Genomic DNA, 19,000 nt, shown 5'->3' with positions numbered 1-19,000 from the left:
CAAAGGACTCCCGTCTGCCTCACCGACTTCAAGAACGGAGGGTGTGGTCGTCAGTGAATGTCCTCCAGGGCAATGATTGAGGTATTGCACTAGGCGTAATCACGCTAATCCGCGATCAACCAAAAAATAGGGGGCCGTAGCGAATCCAACGGCTTTTTTCTCGCGCCGGGCTGGTATGCTGCGCAGCCATGTCACCCGCGTCTTCAGCCTGTCAGTCGCCGCTCAGCGCCAGCATCGTGCTGTATCACAGCGATTGCGAGGTGCTCGAAAAAGCCCTTGTTGCACTGGATCTGGCGGTAGCGCAGCTCGCGCTCGATCGCGTGATCGAGGTGGCAGTGGTTGATCAGAGCATGGATTCTGACTACTTCCGACGCATAAGCGATGTACTCGGGGATGACGCGCGCTGGCCGCATCTGGCTGTGTTGCTGATTGAGACGACGCAGAACAAAGGCTACGGAGGAGGCCAAAATCTTGGCATCGCACGCACACATGGGGACGTCCACCTCATCCTCAATCCAGACGTTGAGCTTGCCACAAACGCGCTGACCGAGGGTTTGACGTGCCTTGCGAATGACGCGAAATGTGCGCTTGTGGCCCCTCGTTCGGTACTGCCCACGGGGCAGGAGGAGTATCTTGCCAAGTCCTACCCCTCGGTGCTGGTACTGGCGCTGCGCGCGTTTGCGCCCCGATGGCTGCGGCAGCGGTTTGCAGAGCGTCTCGCGCGCTACGAGTTACATCATCTGTCCACTCAGGGTGAGCCGCAGCCGGTTACGTTGGCGTCGGGCTGCTGCATGCTGGTTCGCCGCGAAGCCCTGACTGATGTGTCCGGCTTTGACGAACGCTATTTTCTCTATTTTGAGGACTATGATCTGTCGATGAGGTTGGCTGCAAGGGGTCGTTTATACCGCGTACCCGGCATGCTGATTGTTCATCACGGCGGCAATGCCGCCGCCAAGGGCTGGCGCCATATTCGCTGGTTTGTCGCTGGCGGGATTCGCTTTTTTAATCAGTACGGGTGGCGCTGGTTCTAGTTGGACATATTCCGTGGCACACTCCGTGCCATCGCCTTGGCAGGCTCGAGGAACACCCCATGACCGCATCTTATGACACTACACACCCTGCTGCGGCCGACGATCAATGGGCGAACGAGCAGCGGCGACGCTGGATGGTCAGCCAGTTGGGTATTGCCAATCTGGTGAGTCGTTACGATGCGCCGGGAGCCCGCCCAACGACACGATGGCGACCTCCGGAATCAGCGGCTAAGGCGACGTCAGTGTCTACCGAGGGCAGGGTGCGGCCGAGTACAGCCTTGCCGTATGGGCAAAAGGTGGTCGCTGGCGAGCCGGTCTCGGCGCTGAATGCCACGCCGGACGCTAAGCCCGGGTTGGCATCTGCGGCACAATCTCCGATGCAATCTCCGGTGCAGTCGGCGCCGGCTTTTAGCTTGCTATTGGCACGAGCGGGGAACTGGTTGTGGGTCGAGTATTTACCGGATCGACTGATTCGCAGTGAGCAATTGCATTTGCTGGCTGCTATGGCCCGCGCCCTTTCGGGAGCGCCGGCGACATTTGAGCATCGGCAATTCGACTGGCCAATCAATGATAATCCGAACCTCCCCCGGGATCACACGGCGGCCCGGCAAAGCATCGCGGGCTTGTTGGGACGCTGGCGTCAGGGTGCATCGATTGCGGGTACGGTGCTACTCGGCGAGAGCGCCGAGGGCTATGTAGAGATCACGGAGGAGTCCACGGTGCTCCGATTACCGTCGACATCGAAAATGCTCTCTGATACTCGCTTAAAGCGCGATGCGTGGGCGGTCATGCGACCCCATGCGGTAAAACCCTGACCGACGTGCCACAAGCCGCGATCCGCCGTTGTCGGCTCGATCAGGATTTTGCGGGGATTAACGTATTGTCGGCGGAGGGCGACGGCCCCTCCGCATCATTTCTTCAGCAGTTATACGACAGTGGCGCCTGCCACAGCTGGGTAGTCTGTGATGACGGTGACGATCTGGTGGCCATGATTTGGGTCACCCTGGTCCTGGAGGAGGCGGATGTTGTGGATTTGCGCGTCGCAGAACGTTTGCGGGGGCGCGGTATCGGCAAGCAACTGCTGGCGGCGTCCCTCCAGGCATTGCGCCGCCTGGGTATGGAACGCTGCCTGCTGGAAGTTCGCGAGTCCAATCGCGCGGCACGGCATCTATACGCCGGTCTCGGGTTCGTGGAGACGGGACGCAGACGCGACTATTACCCGCTTGCCGGAGGCCGGGAGGATGCCATACTGATGGCGTTTACCCTCGAGGCTACCGATTCTTCACCGGGATAATGCATTGAAAATTCTTGAAACAGATCATTGGTGCGTGCTCCTGCCTCCGGAGTGGCGCGCGGAGCACGATGATGACGTGGTGCGAATCGCTGACAGTGACGACATCGGCGAAATTGAATTAACAACGCTGTGTAAAGACGTAGGCGACGTTCAACCCGAGGAGCTTGAGGCGATGGCCAGGGGAGAGTCGCCGGAAATCACCGACTGGCAATCCGCCACGCTAGGTGCCTTTAGCGGATGGGTAGGCGACTTCCGCGACGACGGTGCTTACATCAGGGAGTGGTATCTGGCCGCCAGCAATGTATTGCTGTACGTCACCTATATCTGCGACGAAGAAGACGCTGCCATGGATGCCAGTGCGGTTGTTGAATTGCTGGACACCCTCGTACTGGGAGACTCTCTGCTCGTCACCGATTCTCAGGACACCTGACCGGTCACCCGGACCCGCTTGGATCCCGCTACGGGTGCCGCACTGCGCGCTGCTGCGCGTTTTTCCAGTGTGGTATCGATGATGTTCTTGATGGCGATGAGAAAGCCGGTGACGATAAACGCGCCTGGGGGCAGGATGGCGAGCAAAAATGACTGGTAGTCCTCGATCACAACCCACCTCCATTGCGCGGCACTGTCGCCGAACAATAGCTGCATGTTGGCAAAGAGGGCTCCGGTGCCCAGTAATTCCCTGATGGCGCCGAGTAAAACCAGCACGACGCCGAATCCGAGCCCCATAATGAAGCCGTCATAGGTGGCGGGAACCACGCTGTTTTTTGAGGCAAACGCATCGGCGCGACCCAGAATGACGCAATTCGTGGTGATCAGGGGCAAGAAAATGCCCAGTATCTGGTAGAGCTCGTAGGCGTAGGCCTGCATGAGCAATTCGGTCGCGGTGACCGCCGCTGCAATAATCATGACAAAGGCGGGCAGCCGCACGGTATCGGAGACCACGCCCCTGATCAGCGATACCGACAGGTTGGATACGACCAGAACCCCGAGCGTGGCGACAGCGAGCCCAAGCGCATTAACCACCGATGCGGTTACCGCGAGCAACGGACACAGGCCCAGCAGTTGGACGAGGGCGGGATTGTTCTTCCATAGCCCGTTGAGGCTCAGCGTGCGGTAGCTTGGCGTACTCATGTTGCCTCCCCAGGCGTAATGGCATCGTCGGCGGTAAACAGCCGCGCTCTGTTTTGCTCGGCATAGTCGAGTGCGCGTCGGGTGGCATTGACGACGGCTCTCGGGGTAACCGTAGCCCCGGTGAACTGATCAAACATACCGCCATCCTTTTTAACGCGCCATTGCTCCGCTGGTGGATCGCCCAGTGAGCGCCCACTGAAGTCGAGAATCCAGTCCGACTTCTTCAGGTCTATGGCATCTCCAAGTCCCGGGGTCTCCCGATGGGTGACCACCCTGACGCCGGCAACGGTACCATCTACATAAATGCCGACCAACAGGCGGATATCCCCGCTATAGCCGTCACGTGCGGTCGCCGGCAAGATAACCCCGATAATACGGTCGCCGTCGCGGGCGATGTATCCCCGGCGTGACTGACGCAGAGCCAGCAGTGGGGCCTCGCGATCTACGGTGAAGTGGTCATCCAGCATGCTGTTGTCGTGTTTTTCACTGGGAATGATTTCCAGGAGCTGTTTTTCTTCCGCGATTCGCTCTGCCAACGCGATATCGTCCTTGGTCGCGGAATAAATCGCACCAATGACCAGCGTCGTTGCCGCGGCAAAAATACCCAATAGCAGGCTGTTGCGGGATATGGCGGGTAGCAGGCGCATTTAGCGTTTATCCCCCTGTCCGTACACCCGTGGCTGGGTGTAATGATCGATGAAAGGCGCTGCGAAATTCATGATCAACACCGCAAACGCCAGTGCGTCGGGATAGTTGCCGAACGCCCTGATCAGGTACACCAGCACGCCAATGGCGGCACCGAAGATCAGCCGGCCGCGGTTGGACACGGCGGAGCTCACCGGGTCGGTAATAATGAAGAAGGCGCCAAAGATGGTGGCGCCACTGAGCAGGTGGACCATAACCGGCCCACCACTGGTCGAACTGCCGCCGTCGTAACCGAGCAGCGCGGAAAGGGTGAGGGCGGCGAGCATCGCTACCGGGGCGTGCCAGGTAAAAATGCGCTGGTAGAGCAGCCACAGTCCGCCGGCGAGGAACGCGATATTAATCCACTCCCAGCCAACGCCCGCCAGTGCCCCGAACTGGGCGCGGCTCGATGTCAATTCAGACATCAGCTCACCCTGATTCTGACGCAGCAGATCGAGAGGGGTCGCCATGGTAATGCCGTCGTATTGATTCGCCTGGAAAAACGCCACGAAGCTGTCGCCCAGTGAGGGTACTTCCGCCAGACCGCGTGGTGCTGGCCACGCACTCATCTGCACCGGGAATGAAATAAGTAACACGACATAACCGACCATCGCCGGATTGAATGGGTTGTAGCCGAGGCCTCCGAAGACGTGTTTACCCAGTAGGACTGAACTCGCCACTCCGACGGCAACAATCCACCACGGTGTGTAGGCGGGCAGGGCAATACACAGCAGGGTGGAGGTTACGAGCACGCTGTAGTCCCGGAGATACGGCCCTGCCTGACGCTGTCGCAGGCGCATAACCAGCCCTTCCAGCGCCAGCGCGACAAGCCCGCCGGCGATGATATTGAGCAGGGTGCCGGGACCAAAAAAATAGGTCATGACGGCAACGCCCGGGAGCGTGGCAAGCAGCACAGCGCGCATCACTCGAGTGACCGACTGCGGCCCGTGGGCATGGGGTGAGGTGACCGTGAGCAGTCCCATTATTCGGTGGACTCCTCGGCCTGCTTACGGGCTTTTGCCCGGGCTATAGCGGCCTTAACCGGATCTTCGCCATCACTACCTTCGGCTTTTCGCTGGGCCGCCGCTTTGCGTTGCGCGCGTTTGGCCTCGCGCTCGGCGGCTTCGCGTTCCACCCGTTCCTGGCGAGCCTCAAAACGCGCACGTGACCGGTCGGAACGCACTTTCTCCTGACGGGCTTCATTGATCGCCGCTTTGCCGGCCCGGTAGTACTGCACAAGCGGTATCTGGCTGGGGCAAACCCATGAGCAGGCGCCGCACTCGATGCAATCGAACAGGTTGTGCTGTTCAAGCGAGTCATTATCTTTGGCGCGCGCGAACCAATAAAGTTGTTGTGGCAGCAGTTCGGCGGGGCATGCTTCTGCGCACATGCCGCAGCGTATGCAGGGCTGGGCGGGTGCCGGTGTCGGCAACTCCTGCTCGGTGGGCGCCAGGATACAGTTGGTGGTTTTAATAATCGGGATATCGGCGCTGTGGAGTGCAAAGCCCATCATCGGGCCACCATGGATGAGTCGATTATTCTGCTCGGCGCGGTATCCCGCGGCATCGAGCAGGTGGCTGATGGGGGTGCCGAGCATTGCTTCAAAATTACCAGGATTTTGCAGCGCCTCGCCGGTAAGCGTGACGATACGACGGGTCAGCGGGCGGCCATTGGCGATGGCCTCATAGATGGCGACCGCGGTGCCCGGGTTGTTGCAGAGAATGCCGATATCCGACGGCAGCCCGCCGCTGGGGACCTGCTTGCCGGTCAGGATTTCTATCAGCTGCTTCTCACCACCCGAGGGATACTTGGTGGGGAAACTGACGACCTCAATACGGTTATCGATGCCGCTGGCCGCGTCTCGCATCGCGGCGAATGCAGTCGGCTTGTTGTCCTCTACGCCAATAACGATATGTTCTGCACCGACAATATAGGCCAGCATTTGCGCGCCGAGGACTATCTCCCGTGGCTGACATTGCATGATGGTGTCATCAGCCGTGATGTAGGGCTCGCACTCGGTACCGTTGATAATCACCGTGTCAATGGAACGACCCTCGCGAGCCATCAATTTCACGGCAGTCGGAAAACCGGCACCACCCATGCCCGCGATCCCTGCGTTACGCGCCAGGCTGACAAGCTCCGAGGGCTCGAATGCACGGTAATCGTCAATGCCGTTGAGCTCGACCCAGCGATCGGTACCGTCGGGTGCTATTTCAACACAGCAGTCTTCCAGTCCTGAGGCGTGAGGTATGGCAAAACGGTCGACCGCCGTAATCGTTCCCGAGGTTGGCGCGTGCACCGGGACGCTCACCGGTCCTTCGGCCTCGGCGATTAACTGTCCGCCCAGCACCTGATCGCCCACCGCCACAACGGGCTGTGCGGGCTTGCCAATATGCTGCGACAGGGGAAGAACCAGGCGTCCCGGCATCGGTGGCGTCTGCAATTCGCCGGGACGCGACAGCGCCTTGCGCTCGGGTGGATGAATACCGCCGTGAATGTCATGGATTTTTCTCACGCGGCAGCCCCGTCGGTGGCGATAATGCGTGTTCGCACCGGGTCTTCCTCGGGCAGTGACCAATGCCAGCTGGCAATGCCGGATTTCCGTGGGATCATATCAATACAGTCTACCGGACAGGGCTCAACGCAGAGGTCACACCCCGTGCACTCGTCAACGATGACGGTGTGCATCAGTTTGGCCGCACCGAGAATGGCATCGACCGGACAGGCCTGAATACACTTGGTACAGCCGATGCACTCGTCTTCACGGATGTAGGCAACCGCGGGCTCTTTCTCAACACCGTGTTCCGCGTCGAGGGGCTCGGGCTCTACGTCGAGAAGATGGGCCAGATCCTGAATGGTTTCCTCGCCACCGGGCGGACATTTATTGATCGCGTCCCCGTCGGCAATCGCCTCAGCGTAGGGTCGGCAGCCGGGGTAGCCGCATTGACCACACTGGGTCTGGGGCAGTATTTCGTTGATCTGATCGGCGAGCGGGTTGCCCTCGGTGCGAAAGCGCACCGAAGCAAAGCCCAGAATTGCCCCGAAAATAACCCCGAGGCCAAGCAACGCGGCCACGGCTGCAAGTACTGGAAACTGATCGATTAACGCCCCCATTGGCTTCAGACCAGCCCCTGAAAGCCCATGAAGGCGAGGGATGCCAGCCCGGCGGTAATCATGCCAATGGCGGCGCCCTGGAAAGGCTCGGGGACGTCAGCGACCGCGAGACGCTCGCGCATTGCGGCGAACAGGACGAGTACCAGCGAGAACCCGACGGCGGCACCAAAGCCGTAAAACAGCGACTGGGAAAAACTCAGGGACTTGGTGATGTTGAGCAACGCGACGCCGAGCACCGCGCAGTTAGTGGTAATCAGGGGTAGATAAACGCCCAGTACCCGATGCAGCAGAGGGCTTGATTTTCGCACGACCATTTCAGTGAACTGCACCACCACCGCGATGACCAGAATGAAACTGATGGTCCGCAAATAGCCGAGCCCGAGGGGTTCGAGCAGGTAGTTGTAGGTTAGATAACTGCATACAGAGGCGAGGGTGAGCACAAATGTGGTTGCCGCAGACATACCCATGGCGGTCTCCAGCTTGTTGGACACCCCCATAAAGGGGCACAAGCCCAGAAACTGTACGAGAACGAAGTTGTTCACCAGTACCGCCCCGATCAACAGCAGGGCGTAATCCGCCAGCATTGCTATGCTCCGTTATAAAAAACTGCCATTTCCATCATTTTAGATATAAAAGCCCCTGGCAACAATCAGATTGTGTCTTTTTTGACTTTAATCAACCTGATTTGCTGGCGTCGACCATTGCCGCAACCGCTTCCGGATCCACCCGTTGCAGCAGCGGCTTGAAATTATTGAGCCCGTGGTCCGTGAGTGGCCCGTCAAGTTGATGCCAGTCCAGCGATAATTGCATAAAGTCCTCGGCACGTTCCGCCATGCCGGGTAGCACGGGCTTGAGGTAGGTCATCAGTATGCGAAACAGGTTAATCCCCACGCTGCAGACCGCCTGGACCTCGCTCTCTCGGCCCTCTTCCTTGGCCATGACCCAGGGCTTCTTCTCGTCAATATATTGGTTGGCGCGGTCTGCCAGGGCAATGATATCGCGCATGGCGCGATTGAATTCGAGGTTCTCATAGTGCTCTGCAATGGACGAGCCCTGATTGATAAAGTCGGCGACGAGCTCCGGTTCGTCACAGGTGTCGGCCAGTTGATTGTCAAAACGCTTGCGCAGAAAACCCGCGCAACGGCTGGCGATATTGACGACCTTGCCGACCAGATCCGAGTTGACCCGCTGAACGAAGTCACTGAGGTTGAGATCTATGTCGTCAACCCCTGAAGACAACTTGGCGGCGAAGTAGTAGCGCAGGTACTCGGGATCGAGATGGTCGAGATACGTGCGCGCCATGATGAATGTTCCGCGGCTCTTCGACATCTTCGTGCCATCGACGGTAAGAAAGCCGTGCACAAAAATGGCGCTGGGCATACGCAATCCCGCACAATGCAGCATGGCGGGCCAGAAGAGTCCGTGGAAATTGATAATGTCTTTGCCGATAAAATGATAGAGCTCGGTATCAGTGGGTGATTTCCAGTAGCTGTCAAAATCCTCACCGGTTCGCTGACAGTGATTCTCCCAGGCGGCAATGTAGCCAATGGGTGCATCCAGCCAAACGTAGAAATACTTGCCCGGGTGCCCGGGGATTTCAAAACCGAAATAAGGTGAATCGCGACTGATATCCCAGTCCTGAAGCCCGGCATCGATCCATTCACGCAGTTTGTTGGCGATAGCGCTTTGCAAGGCATCAGTGGCCACCCAGCCTTCGAGGAGTTCCTGGAAGTGGCTGAGTTGGAAGAAAATATGATCGGACGCTTTCTCGATGGGCACAGAGCCTGAAAGTGCAGACACCGGATCAATCAGATCGGCGGGTGTGTAGGTGGCGCCACAGGCCTCGCAGTTATCGCCATATTGGCCCGCCGTCTTGCACGTCGGACAAGTACCCTTGATAAACCGGTCCGACAGAAAAAGGCCTTTCTCTTCATCAAAGGCCTGAATGACCTCGCGAACCGCAATATGTCCCCCCGATTCCAAATCGCGGAAGATGCGCTCAGACCACTGCTGATTTTCCGGGGAATGGGTCGAATAAAAATTATCGAACTCGACCAGAAAACCCTCGGATGACGCCATATGGTCGCTGCGAACACGATCAATCAGGACTTCGGGGGTGACTCCCTGGCGCTCGGCTGACAGCATGATGGCGGTACCGTGGGCATCATCGGCGCAGACATAATGGCACTGGTGTCCCCGAGAGCGCTGAAAGCGCACCCAGATGTCGGTTTGAATCTGCTCGAGCATATGGCCCAGGTGCAACGGGCCGTTGGCGTAGGGCAGAGCGGATGTAACCAGGATCTTCCGTTTGGCGGTTGGCATAAAAAGGTATCGTCGATGCCCGATAGGGCGTGGATTTGAGCCGACAGAGTTTAACCGAAGCGGCCGCGGCTTTCATGGTGAACCGCAGCAAACGCTATACTGGATGCCGATTTGGCTTCAGGGATATGGCATTGAGTAATCTTCCAAAGCGAATAGTGGCGGTCGCCTCCGGAAAAGGAGGCGTGGGTAAGTCCACCGTGACCGTGAATCTCGCAGTAGCGCTCGCCGAGCGGGGCTGGTCAGTGGGTCTGCTCGACGCCGATATTTACGGCCCGAGCATGCGTACCATGCTGGGCGTTGCCGATTCAGTGACACCGGATCAGCGCGATGGCAAGTACTTGCTGCCGATAACGGCACACGGCGTTCAGGCAATGTCCATGGGGTTTCTTACCAATGAGCGAACGCCCTCTGTATGGCGCGGGCCCATGGCCAGTGGAGCCCTGATGCAGATGCTCGAACAAACCTTGTGGGGTGACCTCGACATACTGCTGATCGACATGCCCCCCGGGACTGGTGACATCCAGCTGACGCTGTCGCAGAAAACCGCATTGACCGGCGCCGTCATCGTGACGACCCCGCAGGACATTGCGTTGTTGGATGCGCGTAAGGGTATCGAAATGTTTGCCAAGGTCGATGTGCCGGTACTGGGAATTATTGAAAATATGGCGGTTCACGTATGCGCCGCCTGCGGTCATAGCGAACACCTGTTCGGAGAGGCGGGGGGCCAGCGTCTGGCGGAGGAATACGGCGTTCCGGTGTTAGCAAGCCTTCCGCTATCGATAACAATGAGGGAGTATGCGGATGGTGGTAAGCCGCTCGCTACGTCACTGCCCGACTCGGACGAGGCGCGGCGGTTCTTTGAAGCGTCAGATCGTCTGGCCGCCACCATCACCGATGCCGATGCCGATGCCGATTCAGCATCGGCACCCACGATCACCATGAGTGACGATTAATCGAACACGGTTTTTTTAGGGAGAGCACGTTGAGTATCAAGTCAGATCGATGGATCCGCCGTATGGCCGAGAACGAGGGGATGATCGAGCCCTTTGCAGCGCAACAGGTGCGTGCTGACGGTGATCGGAAACTGATCTCCTATGGCACTTCGAGTTATGGCTACGATGTCCGGTGTAGCCGCGAGTTCAAGATTTTCACCAATATCAATTCGGCCACCGTCGATCCGAAAAACTTTGATGAGAACAGTTTTGTTCATGTTGAGGGCGATCAGTGTGTAATCCCCCCCAATTCCTTTGCCCTCGCGTCTACCGTTGAGTATTTTCGCATTCCGCGGAACGTGTTGACGATTTGTCTGGGTAAGTCGACCTATGCGCGATGCGGGATCATCGTCAATGTCACCCCACTGGAGCCCGAATGGGAGGGCCATGTGACGCTGGAGTTCTCAAACACCACCACATTGCCGGCAAAGATTTATGCCAATGAGGGCGTGGCGCAGATGTTGTTTTTTGAATCTGACGAAGTCTGTGAAACGAGCTATGCCGATCGCGGTGGAAAATACCAGGGTCAGCGCGGTGTCACATTGCCGAAAGCCTGACGGGCAATCAAGACCCCTCGAGGGGTCTACCGTCAATGGTTCCGTCTTTCAGGCTGATTTCGATATCGGTGCCGTCTTCATCATGCCGGGTGAGAACCATCACATAATCAAAATCCTTGGCCAGCCAGATATCCGAGGCCCGCTCCTCCGGATCATCAAACACCCTCCGATAACGCACGGTATCCAGCTGCCCAACGGCGGTATCGATGATTTCCTCTCCGACCAGGGCGAGTTGTCGGCTTTTGATTCGCTCGCCATCAACGACTTCGAAAGATAATGTTTCGGGCGGTGTTTCTGCGCTCAGCAGCGTGAGTCGGAGCTGTTCCTGTTGACTCAGGCGATCGAGGACGTTGTCCTGCCAGGGATGCTCTGACCACTCTCCCTTGCGCAGACTGCGAATAACCCCGGCTTCACGGTCAAAATGGACTTCTCGCTTGCGTCTGACCAGTCCCGTAAGGCGATAGAAGAAATCCTGGCCGATGATGTGATCGTCTTCCACCGAGAAAATCGCCTTTTCTTCGATGCTCGCCACGAATATTTCCCCGGCGTTACGCAGGGTATAGGTCTCGTGATCCTTGCTTAATGTGCGCGTCAGCGTGATGCCAAAGCCCATCGCTGTCGTCTCGTAGCGCACCTCGTACTCGGAAAGAACTGGGGAACCCGTGTCTTCCGCGAACGAAAGCATGGACAACCCCCAAAAGGTCAAGGCCGTTAGTGATATCAGGTACTTCATTGCGATTGCCATAAATAGCCGGTTTCGGGTAGAGGTTCGCCATCGAGCAGTGGTTCGCCACCGTTATAATCGAGCCGCCCCGTCACATGCCATTGCACGGCCAGCGGGTAAATACTGTGTTCGAGGCGCAGCACCCGCGCGGCCAGCGCGTCGGCGTTATCATCGGGCCCGATCGGCTCGCGCGCCTGAATGATGGGCGGTCCGCCATCGAGCTCCCCGGTGGTGTAGTGCACGGTGGCGCCACCGTGACGGTCGCCATTATCTATGGCCCGCTGATGGGTGTTAAGTCCCGGATATTTGGGGAGCAGGGAAGGGTGGATATTCATCAGCCGGCCGTCGAAATGGTCGAGGAATGAAACCCCCAGAATACGCATAAAGCCAGCGAGCACAACCAGTTCGGGATCAGACTGTAACACCCGTGCCGCCAAAGCCCGGTCGAAGTCGTCCCGTGTTGGGAATTCCGTGTGCGGCACAACCGCCGTCTCGATGTCGTGATCCCGGGCCGTTTTAAGCCCGCCGGCATCGGCTCGATTACTGATGACGCAGCCAATTTCAGCGCTCAGGGCGCCGCTGTTACAGGCGCTTAACAGCGCTTCCATATTCGATCCTCGACCCGAAATCAGGACGGTCAGGCGCGGTAACAGTGTGCGGCCTGATGCCATCAGTGGATAAAGCTCACTTCGTGATCACCGGTAACGACGTGTCCAATCTGCCAACTGGGCATTTCCAGCTCCGCGAGAATCTCGATGGTGACCTCGGCTTTTTCTTTCGCTACAACCAGCACCATGCCTACACCGCAGTTGAACGTCCTGTAGAGCTCATTGGCTTCGAGATTGCCCCCTTCGCGCAGCCATTCGAATACCGGCGGAAGTTGCCAGGTTGACAGGTCAATCTCTGCACCGCAGTCGTCAGGTAAGACTCGCGGAATGTTTTCGACCAGACCGCCCCCCGTAATATGGGCCATGGCATGCACGCGAACTTCATTTTGAAGCCTGAGAAGCTGTCGATTGTAGATTCTCGTCGGTTCGAGCAGGACCTCCCCAAGGGTACGACCATCAAAGCCTTCATCGAGGCTTGCTCCCGTAACCTCGATGATCTTTCGGATCAGCGAATAACCGTTGGAATGTGGCCCGCTGGAGGGCAATGCGATCAGCACATCACCGGCGCCGACCTTGCTGCCGTCGATGATTTTGTCGCGCTCGACGACGCCGACACAAAAGCCCGCCAGATCATAATCGCCGGGGGTGTACATGCCTGGCATCTCAGCAGTCTCGCCGCCCACCAGGGCCGCCCCGGCGCGGGCACAACCCTCGCCAATACCCGTGACAACGGCGGCGGCGACATCGATATCGAGCTGCCCCGTGGCGTAATAATCGAGGAAGAGTAGCGGTTCAGCGCCAACGACGGCGATGTCATTACTGCACATGGCAACCAGATCAATACCAATGGTGTCGTGGCGCCCCATATCGAGGGCAAGCTTTAACTTGGTCCCGACACCATCGGTACCGGACACCAATACCGGCTGTCGATAGTTTTCCGGTAGCGAACAGAGTGCTCCGAAGCCACCCAGGCCAGAGAGCACCTCCGGCCGACGGGTTTTCGCGCTAACAGACTTTATTCGCTCCACGAGCCTGTTGCCGGCATCAATATCAACGCCGGCGTCACGGTAGGTGAGTGACGGCTTGTTCGGGTCCAGGTCGTCCATTGGCGATCCTCTTGAAGGGTGCAACAGATTACTTGCTGTGGCTCGCTCAGGAAAGCGACCGGGGCCGTTTAGGCTGGTAAACTTTCACATTCCTGGCAATTCGGAGATCCCATGAAGTTATTTGCCGCCGTGGCGTTGCTGCTGACGCTCGTCGCGCTGCCAGCGCGTGCTGACGACCCATTTTATGCGGCCTCGGTGGACACGGCCGATCGCGGTGAGCAGGCTTTTCGGACGTCAGCCCGACAGGCACTGGCGCGGGTGCTTGTGCGTGTCTCAGGGAGTGAGGCGGTGCTCGAGATGCCCGAGGCGGCGGCCGCACTGGCCAAGGCGGCGGGCAATGTATCGCTCTACCGCTACACCACGGTGGGGGACCAGCGGGTATTATTCGTACAGTTTGATCCTGACCTGATAAAAGGTATTTTGCGGCGATCAGGCGCGATGTACTGGCCTGAACAGCGGCCGCCGGTATTGGCGTGGTTGGTGCTGGATGGTCCATCCGGCCGCCGTTTTGCCGATCCGGCCACCGATATCGAGCTGATCGAGGGGCTGCGTGAGGGGTTCTCAAATCGCGGCGTCGATCTGCGTTTGCCACTGCACGATCTCGAGGATCAGGCCACGATCACCACTGAGACGGTTTGGCAAAAGGCGCTGCCGCAACTGCAATTGGGTTCCAGACGCTACGGCACCGACCATGTGTTGGTGGGCCGCCTGGTCGAATTGTCGAGCGGCGCGATACTCTGTGATTGGCTCTACTTTGACTCCGAGTCCAGGATGACCCGGCAAAGCCGCAGCGAGGATTTGATGGCCGCCGTTGCGCCAGCGGTTGATCTCGCTGTCGATTCCATGGCGCAGCAATATGGCGTGGCATTGATTGACCTGGCGGGCACTTCTCACCTGATTGTCAGGGTTGAAGGTGTCGACAACTACGACCAATACCAGTCAGTGAGTGAGCTTCTATCAAGTATTGATGTGATTGAATTTTTACAGACGGTCGCCATAGAGGCGGATGCGGTAGTCTTTCGGCTGAGTGGCATTGATGACAACGAGACGCTGCTCCGGCTGCTTCCGCAGGGCAGCGCCGTGTCGGTTCTCGATTCATCGGCCGAGCAGCAGGTGTCGCTGCGCTGGATGGCGCCGTGAGCCCAACGCCTGAATTCACCCGAATGCCACTGGTTATCGGCGCGTTCGCGATCGCTGTGCTACTTTTTTATGTATTGCATCCGATACTGATGCCCTTCGTGGTCGGTGGGCTTCTGGGTTACCTTGGCGATCCCGTTGTCGACCGGCTGGAAGCACGCGGTTGGTCGAGGTCGGGCGGCGTTGCTGCCGTTTTCGTGATCTTCATTCTCGGATTGTCAGCGATTCTCGCGTTCCTGATCCCGATGTTGTTGAGCCAGCTCGATCAGTTGGTACGCCAGATTCCTGAGATCTATCAGTGGCTGGCCGGCGACGCCTTACCCTGGTTTCAGAGCAAAATGAGTCTGAGTCCGGTGAAGTTGCCCAATATTGACTGGGAGCAGGAGCTCGCGGCCAACTGGCAATCCCTCGGAAAATTGATCACCGATACCCTCCGCCGCTTGACGACGTCGGGGATCGATGTGGCAACTATTCTTTTCAATATCGCGCTCATCCCGGTAGTGGCGTTTTATTTGATGCGCGATTGGGATCGGTTGATGGAGGCCACCCTGGATCTTATACCCAGGCCCTGGCAGGAAAACCTCTCGCTGATGGTGGCGGAGGCCGATGATGTACTCGGGGCGTTTCTGCGCGGTCAGTTCCTGGTCATGCTGGCTCAGGCGCTGATGTACAGCGTTGGTTTGCTGATTGTGGGTCTCGATGTTGCAGTGGTTCTCGGTACGGCTGCCGGCCTCGCCAGTATCATTCCTTACGCGGGTGCTGTTGTCGGCGTGGGCAGTTCGCTGGCGGTGGCCTGGTTTCAGTTTGGGGGTGAGTGGCTACCCCTTATCTGGGTTGCTCTGGTCTTTGGGGTGGGCCAGACCATTGAAAGCTGGTTCCTCACGCCGCTATTGGTTGGCGATCGTATTGGTTTGCACCCGGTCGCTGTTATCTTCGCCTTGATGGCCGGTGGGCAGGTCGCGGGTTTCACCGGCGTGCTGGTCGCATTACCCGTTGCAGCGGTGCTCCTTGTTTTCACACGACATGCGATCACCCACTATCGAGCGAGTGACGCCTACCATCGTGACTGATCGTCCATTCTCAACCGCGGGTCAGCTTCCGCTGGCCATTGCCCTCGATGCGGAAGCAACCTTCGATAATTTTGCTGCCGATACCACTAGCGAGTTGGCGGTTGATTGGCTGAAGGACAATCACGAATCGGCGGGGGGCTATCTGTTTGGTGGCGCCGGCAGTGGCAAAAGCCACCTCCTGCAGGCCAGTTGTGCGGCGACCACAGCGCCTGCTCTGTATATTCCACTCGCCGAATTTGCTGACTACCCCGCCGCGCAGGTGCTCGATGGTATTGATGCGCTGTCACTGGTTGCATTGGATGATATTGATCGTATCGCTGGCGATTCATCCTGGGAGGAGGCGCTTTTCCACGCCTTCAATTTATGCGTCGGTAGTGGTACGCGATTGCTGGTCTCGGCGTCATCAACCGCCTCGCAAATCGATTTCACGCTGGCTGACCTGCAGTCCCGTCTGGGTAGCCTGGCGGCCTTTCGCCTGCCACGCCCGGATGATGATTCGCTGGAGCGTATGCTTGATCTGCGTGCCGGACACCGGGGCATCACCCTGAGTGCTGAAGTGAAACGCTACATCGTCACCCGGGCACCCCGTGACAGCCATGCGGTCATGGCATTACTGGAAAAGCTGGATACTGCCGCGCTGGCGCGTCATCGCCTGGTCACCATCCCGCTGATCAAGGAGCTTAAACTGCTGTCTCCGGATCGGTGACAACGACGGCATATTCGTGCTCGCCCAGTTGCAGGTATTTGCGAAGCCAGGCGACCAGTAGATAGAGCGGTATGGTGTCCAGCAGCGCGGCCAGGGCTTTAAATGCGTAGTTGCTGCCCACCAATACCAGCAGGGTATTGAACGCCATTTCACCGCGCAGAAAGACCGCGCCGAAGGTCACCGTGACCACCATCACTGAATCGACCATTTGGCTTAACAGGGTGCTGAAGTTGTTTCGCAGCCACAAATGCCTGCCGTTGGTCAGCCGACGCCAGAAGTGAAACAGCTGAACATCGCAATATTGGGCGGCTATGTAGGCCAGCATGGAGGCAAAAACGGCGCCGGAAGTGGTCGCGTAGATCAATTGGTACAGGCCAATTTCTCCATCGACCAGCTCGCCATTGGGCAGGGCGACGGGGGCGGACAATGACAATATCTGCCAGGGGGGCATGTTCTCAGCCGGTACCGAGGGCGCGAGATCACCCAGCGTGAGCACTGCGAGGATAAAGACGTTGAGGCCAAGCCCGAGGCTGACGAGAAAGTTGGCGCGGGCGCGCCCATACAGCTCACAAATCAGATCGGTGCAGAGGAAGGTGAGTGGGTAGGGCAGCACCCCCACCGCCAGCGCCAGGGGCCCCAGCTGGATAAATCGCGTAATGCCGACCACGTTGAGCAAGGTCATGGCGCACAGGAAAATTCCTGCCAGCACGAGGAAGACCCGCTCGCGGCGTTCCCTCAACATCAGCGCCATCGATCAGTGCTCCAGTTGACCGAGATTGCCGTGGATGACCGAGCCGTTGATGACCGGATTGTGATGGGCCCATATCAGCATTTCAGCGATCTCCGAAGGTAATACCAGGCGCTTGAAGCTATTCGTCTGGCTGATGGCCTCTAGGATCTCGGGGTCATTGCCCAAATGGGCACGCAACATCTCGGTATCGGTGAAACCCGGGCAAATCATCGAGGTGTGAATGCCCCGGCCCATCAGATCCTGACAGGTAGCGCGCATCATTCCCAGTTGGGCGTGCTTGGAGACGACGTAGCTAAACGTGCCGGCGACCGCCTTTTCCGCGAGTGTAGAGCCCACGTAAATCACGCTCGATCCCCTTGGAAGGTGCGGAATCAGCGCGCGATTGAGCGAGTTGACGGCGGCCACATTGATCCGCAGCACGCGGGCGAGATCGTCATCGGCACAGGACTCGCAGCTATCCTTGAGCATCAATGCCGCGTTGTGAACCAGGCAGACCGCGTCGGCCCGCCGTTCGTGGAGGACGGTGACCAGGTCTGAGGCGATGGTGCGAGTTCCCGCTTCGTTCGACAAATCGCCACAACAATCCTCAACGCCATCAATCGGGCAGGGACGCCGCGAGACATTAACGACGTGAAATCCCAGCTCGAGGAATTGCTCAGCAGCCGCTGTACCGATGCCGGCGCTGGCGCCAGAGATAATCGCGATTTTTGACATAGTTGGAAGGGTTCCTTGTTACTGGTGTCGAGGGTGCCCGGGCCAGATGGTGCCGGATGTCACTGCCATCAGGGAATGCTTACGTTGCCCGTATTGAAATGGTTTCAGTTGCTGTCATGACCCCACATCCGTCACCATGCGACTTCTTTTTCTGGCGGAGCGGGCTATGACGCGAACCACAACACTCTATATCGACAAGGAAGCGCACAAATTCTCTGCGGCGCATTACACCATTTTTACCGCCACCGAGCGCGAGCGCCTGCATGGTCACAACTACTCCGTGTCGGTGCGTCTGGAGGCGTTGATGGGGGACAATGGTTTCTCGGCCGATTACAACGTTTACAAGCGTCGAATTCAGGCGCTTTGCGATCGCCTTGATGAATACATGCTGCTCGCGGCGAATTCACCCCACCAAACCCTCGAGCTGGGTGAGACTGAAATCAAGGCCACCCACAATGGTAAGACCATTACGTTTCCCGCCGATGAGACCATTGTGCTGCCCATCGTCAATGTCACTGTTGAAGAGTTGGCGCACTATCTGCTTGGCGAATTGATCGCGACCTATGACGACCCATCGCTGACCGGGGTCGAGTTATGTGTGTCAACCGGGCCGGGCCAGACAGGTGCCGCGGTATGGGCGCCGGAACCCTGATTCTCGCCGACGAAAAAATAATTAAATAATTTTAGAAATTTGTGAACTTTTTACAATGGTCCGGGTCATACCCTACAGTTGCTACGGCGGCACTGATGCGGGGACAGTGCGTGGGAAACGTCGTGGCAGTCAGAATCTGCAGTTTCAGATTCTCCCCGTCATGAGTGGCTCCTTCTTTCGCCGGCCTTAGAGCCGGCGTTTTTTTGCCCTCATTTTGTGTGGGGCTTCCTCACCCATCCCGGCGCTTCAAATCGCCTTTCGGCGCGCCATAACCGTACTCCAGCAGTGTCGCCTTGAGCGATTCGGCAGTTTGGGGACCGATCAGGGTGGCTACCACGTGGCTTTCGGGACCGATGATCAGAGTGGTCGGCAGCACCTGGGGCCGCTCGACGCCCAGTGCCGTCGAC

General features: G+C 58.1%; 22 protein-coding genes. 10 read left to right on the top strand and 12 right to left on the bottom strand.

Annotation, left to right across the window (positions count from 1 at the left end; genetic code table 11):
- Nucleotides 1-188: 188 nt before the first annotated feature.
- From NOR51B_RS00870 to NOR51B_RS00855, 4 genes are read left to right on the top strand one after another with little or no spacing between them, the layout of a single operon-like run.
- Complete coding sequence (locus NOR51B_RS00870) at nucleotides 189-1,031, top strand: glycosyltransferase (protein ID WP_009020371.1); 843 nt, start codon at nucleotides 189-191, stop codon at nucleotides 1,029-1,031.
- Between the two features lie 59 nt (nucleotides 1,032-1,090).
- Entirely contained in the window at nucleotides 1,091-1,846 is a 756-nt protein-coding gene (locus NOR51B_RS00865) for a hypothetical protein (protein WP_009020816.1), read from the top strand.
- Nucleotides 1,810-2,325, top strand: a complete 516-nt coding sequence (gene rimI / locus NOR51B_RS00860) for a ribosomal protein S18-alanine N-acetyltransferase (protein WP_050759382.1) — start codon at nucleotides 1,810-1,812, stop codon at nucleotides 2,323-2,325. The genes NOR51B_RS00865 and rimI overlap by 37 nt, the downstream gene beginning before the upstream one ends.
- 4 nt (nucleotides 2,326-2,329) lie before the next feature.
- The gene (locus NOR51B_RS00855; protein WP_040481489.1) at nucleotides 2,330-2,755 is read left to right on the top strand and encodes a hypothetical protein; all 426 of its coding nucleotides are present in this window, start codon (nucleotides 2,330-2,332) and stop codon (nucleotides 2,753-2,755) included.
- Here NOR51B_RS00855 and NOR51B_RS00850 read toward each other — a convergent pair.
- The 7 genes from NOR51B_RS00850 to metG all read right to left on the bottom strand — a co-directional run bounded on the left by NOR51B_RS00850 (nucleotide 2,743) and on the right by metG (nucleotide 9,576).
- Entirely contained in the window at nucleotides 2,743-3,456 is a 714-nt protein-coding gene (locus NOR51B_RS00850) for an electron transport complex subunit E (RefSeq protein WP_009018815.1), read from the bottom strand. The genes NOR51B_RS00855 and NOR51B_RS00850 overlap by 13 nt on opposite strands.
- On the bottom strand, nucleotides 3,453-4,103 hold the full coding sequence (gene rsxG / locus NOR51B_RS00845) for an electron transport complex subunit RsxG (RefSeq protein ID WP_040481486.1): 651 nt from the start codon (nucleotides 4,101-4,103) through the stop codon (nucleotides 3,453-3,455). Before rsxG ends, NOR51B_RS00850 begins: the two co-directional genes overlap by 4 nt.
- The gene (gene rsxD / locus NOR51B_RS00840) at nucleotides 4,104-5,123 is read right to left on the bottom strand and encodes an electron transport complex subunit RsxD (RefSeq protein ID WP_009019774.1); all 1,020 of its coding nucleotides are present in this window, start codon (nucleotides 5,121-5,123) and stop codon (nucleotides 4,104-4,106) included.
- Nucleotides 5,123-6,655: an electron transport complex subunit RsxC gene (rsxC, locus tag NOR51B_RS00835; RefSeq protein WP_009021247.1), complete on the bottom strand. Its 1,533-nt coding sequence runs from the start codon at nucleotides 6,653-6,655 to the stop codon at nucleotides 5,123-5,125. Before rsxC ends, rsxD begins: the two co-directional genes overlap by 1 nt.
- A complete protein-coding gene (gene rsxB, locus NOR51B_RS00830; RefSeq protein WP_009021446.1) occupies nucleotides 6,652-7,254 on the bottom strand; it encodes an electron transport complex subunit RsxB in 603 nt (200 codons plus the stop codon). The genes rsxC and rsxB overlap by 4 nt, the downstream gene beginning before the upstream one ends.
- Before the next feature lie 5 nt (nucleotides 7,255-7,259).
- A complete protein-coding gene (gene rsxA / locus NOR51B_RS00825) occupies nucleotides 7,260-7,838 on the bottom strand; it encodes an electron transport complex subunit RsxA (RefSeq protein WP_009018916.1) in 579 nt (192 codons plus the stop codon).
- A 91-nt stretch (nucleotides 7,839-7,929) separates the two neighbouring features.
- Nucleotides 7,930-9,576: a methionine--tRNA ligase gene (metG, locus tag NOR51B_RS00820; protein WP_081443856.1), complete on the bottom strand. Its 1,647-nt coding sequence runs from the start codon at nucleotides 9,574-9,576 to the stop codon at nucleotides 7,930-7,932.
- Nucleotides 9,577-9,701: 125 nt separating this feature from the next.
- Here metG and apbC point away from each other — a divergent pair, with 125 nt between their 5' ends.
- Nucleotides 9,702-10,529 carry an iron-sulfur cluster carrier protein ApbC gene (apbC, locus tag NOR51B_RS00815; RefSeq protein ID WP_407635209.1) on the top strand — a complete coding sequence of 276 codons (828 nt, stop codon included), beginning with the start codon at nucleotides 9,702-9,704 and terminating at the stop codon, nucleotides 10,527-10,529.
- A gap of 29 nt (nucleotides 10,530-10,558) precedes the next feature.
- Nucleotides 10,559-11,125, top strand: a complete 567-nt coding sequence (dcd, locus tag NOR51B_RS00810) for a dCTP deaminase (RefSeq protein ID WP_040481483.1) — start codon at nucleotides 10,559-10,561, stop codon at nucleotides 11,123-11,125.
- Between the two features lie 7 nt (nucleotides 11,126-11,132).
- Here the strand turns inward: dcd and NOR51B_RS00805 are convergent, their stop codons facing one another.
- Genes NOR51B_RS00805 through purM form a run of 3 tightly spaced genes read right to left on the bottom strand, consistent with a single transcriptional unit; the run spans nucleotide 11,133 to nucleotide 13,563 of the window.
- Complete coding sequence (locus NOR51B_RS00805; RefSeq protein ID WP_050759380.1) at nucleotides 11,133-11,858, bottom strand: DUF3108 domain-containing protein; 726 nt, start codon at nucleotides 11,856-11,858, stop codon at nucleotides 11,133-11,135.
- On the bottom strand, nucleotides 11,855-12,520 hold the full coding sequence (gene purN / locus NOR51B_RS00800) for a phosphoribosylglycinamide formyltransferase (RefSeq protein WP_009020268.1): 666 nt from the start codon (nucleotides 12,518-12,520) through the stop codon (nucleotides 11,855-11,857). Before purN ends, NOR51B_RS00805 begins: the two co-directional genes overlap by 4 nt.
- The gene (purM, locus tag NOR51B_RS00795; RefSeq protein WP_009018823.1) at nucleotides 12,520-13,563 is read right to left on the bottom strand and encodes a phosphoribosylformylglycinamidine cyclo-ligase; all 1,044 of its coding nucleotides are present in this window, start codon (nucleotides 13,561-13,563) and stop codon (nucleotides 12,520-12,522) included. The genes purN and purM overlap by 1 nt, the downstream gene beginning before the upstream one ends.
- 111 nt (nucleotides 13,564-13,674) lie before the next feature.
- On the opposite strand from purM, the gene NOR51B_RS00790 reads away from it, so the two are divergent.
- Genes NOR51B_RS00790 through hda form a run of 3 tightly spaced genes read left to right on the top strand, consistent with a single transcriptional unit; the run spans nucleotide 13,675 to nucleotide 16,476 of the window.
- On the top strand, nucleotides 13,675-14,703 hold the full coding sequence (locus NOR51B_RS00790) for a DUF2066 domain-containing protein (RefSeq protein ID WP_009020232.1): 1,029 nt from the start codon (nucleotides 13,675-13,677) through the stop codon (nucleotides 14,701-14,703).
- Nucleotides 14,700-15,770 carry an AI-2E family transporter gene (locus tag NOR51B_RS00785; protein ID WP_009021725.1) on the top strand — a complete coding sequence of 357 codons (1,071 nt, stop codon included), beginning with the start codon at nucleotides 14,700-14,702 and terminating at the stop codon, nucleotides 15,768-15,770. The genes NOR51B_RS00790 and NOR51B_RS00785 overlap by 4 nt, the downstream gene beginning before the upstream one ends.
- Nucleotides 15,763-16,476, top strand: coding sequence for a DnaA regulatory inactivator Hda (gene hda, locus NOR51B_RS00780; RefSeq protein WP_009021218.1), 714 nt, complete (start codon nucleotides 15,763-15,765; stop codon nucleotides 16,474-16,476). The genes NOR51B_RS00785 and hda overlap by 8 nt, the downstream gene beginning before the upstream one ends.
- On the opposite strand, the gene NOR51B_RS00775 is transcribed toward hda, so the two are convergent.
- Together NOR51B_RS00775 and NOR51B_RS00770 are read right to left on the bottom strand one after the other, a co-directional pair.
- The gene (locus NOR51B_RS00775) at nucleotides 16,451-17,227 is read right to left on the bottom strand and encodes a queuosine precursor transporter (protein ID WP_009019138.1); all 777 of its coding nucleotides are present in this window, start codon (nucleotides 17,225-17,227) and stop codon (nucleotides 16,451-16,453) included. The two genes, hda and NOR51B_RS00775, sit on opposite strands and share 26 nt — an antisense overlap.
- Before the next feature lie 3 nt (nucleotides 17,228-17,230).
- On the bottom strand, nucleotides 17,231-17,941 hold the full coding sequence (locus tag NOR51B_RS00770) for an SDR family NAD(P)-dependent oxidoreductase (RefSeq protein ID WP_009018983.1): 711 nt from the start codon (nucleotides 17,939-17,941) through the stop codon (nucleotides 17,231-17,233).
- Nucleotides 17,942-18,107: 166 nt separating this feature from the next.
- Between NOR51B_RS00770 and NOR51B_RS00765 the strand changes: the two genes are divergently transcribed.
- Nucleotides 18,108-18,593 carry a 6-pyruvoyl trahydropterin synthase family protein gene (locus NOR51B_RS00765; protein WP_040481478.1) on the top strand — a complete coding sequence of 162 codons (486 nt, stop codon included), beginning with the start codon at nucleotides 18,108-18,110 and terminating at the stop codon, nucleotides 18,591-18,593.
- The last annotated feature ends 407 nt before the right edge of the window (nucleotides 18,594-19,000 follow it).

It is taken from the genome of Luminiphilus syltensis NOR5-1B, from assembly GCF_000158175.1.
Classification (GTDB): domain Bacteria; phylum Pseudomonadota; class Gammaproteobacteria; order Pseudomonadales; family Halieaceae; genus Luminiphilus; species Luminiphilus syltensis.
This window is presented reverse-complemented; position numbering and strand designations above follow the sequence as displayed.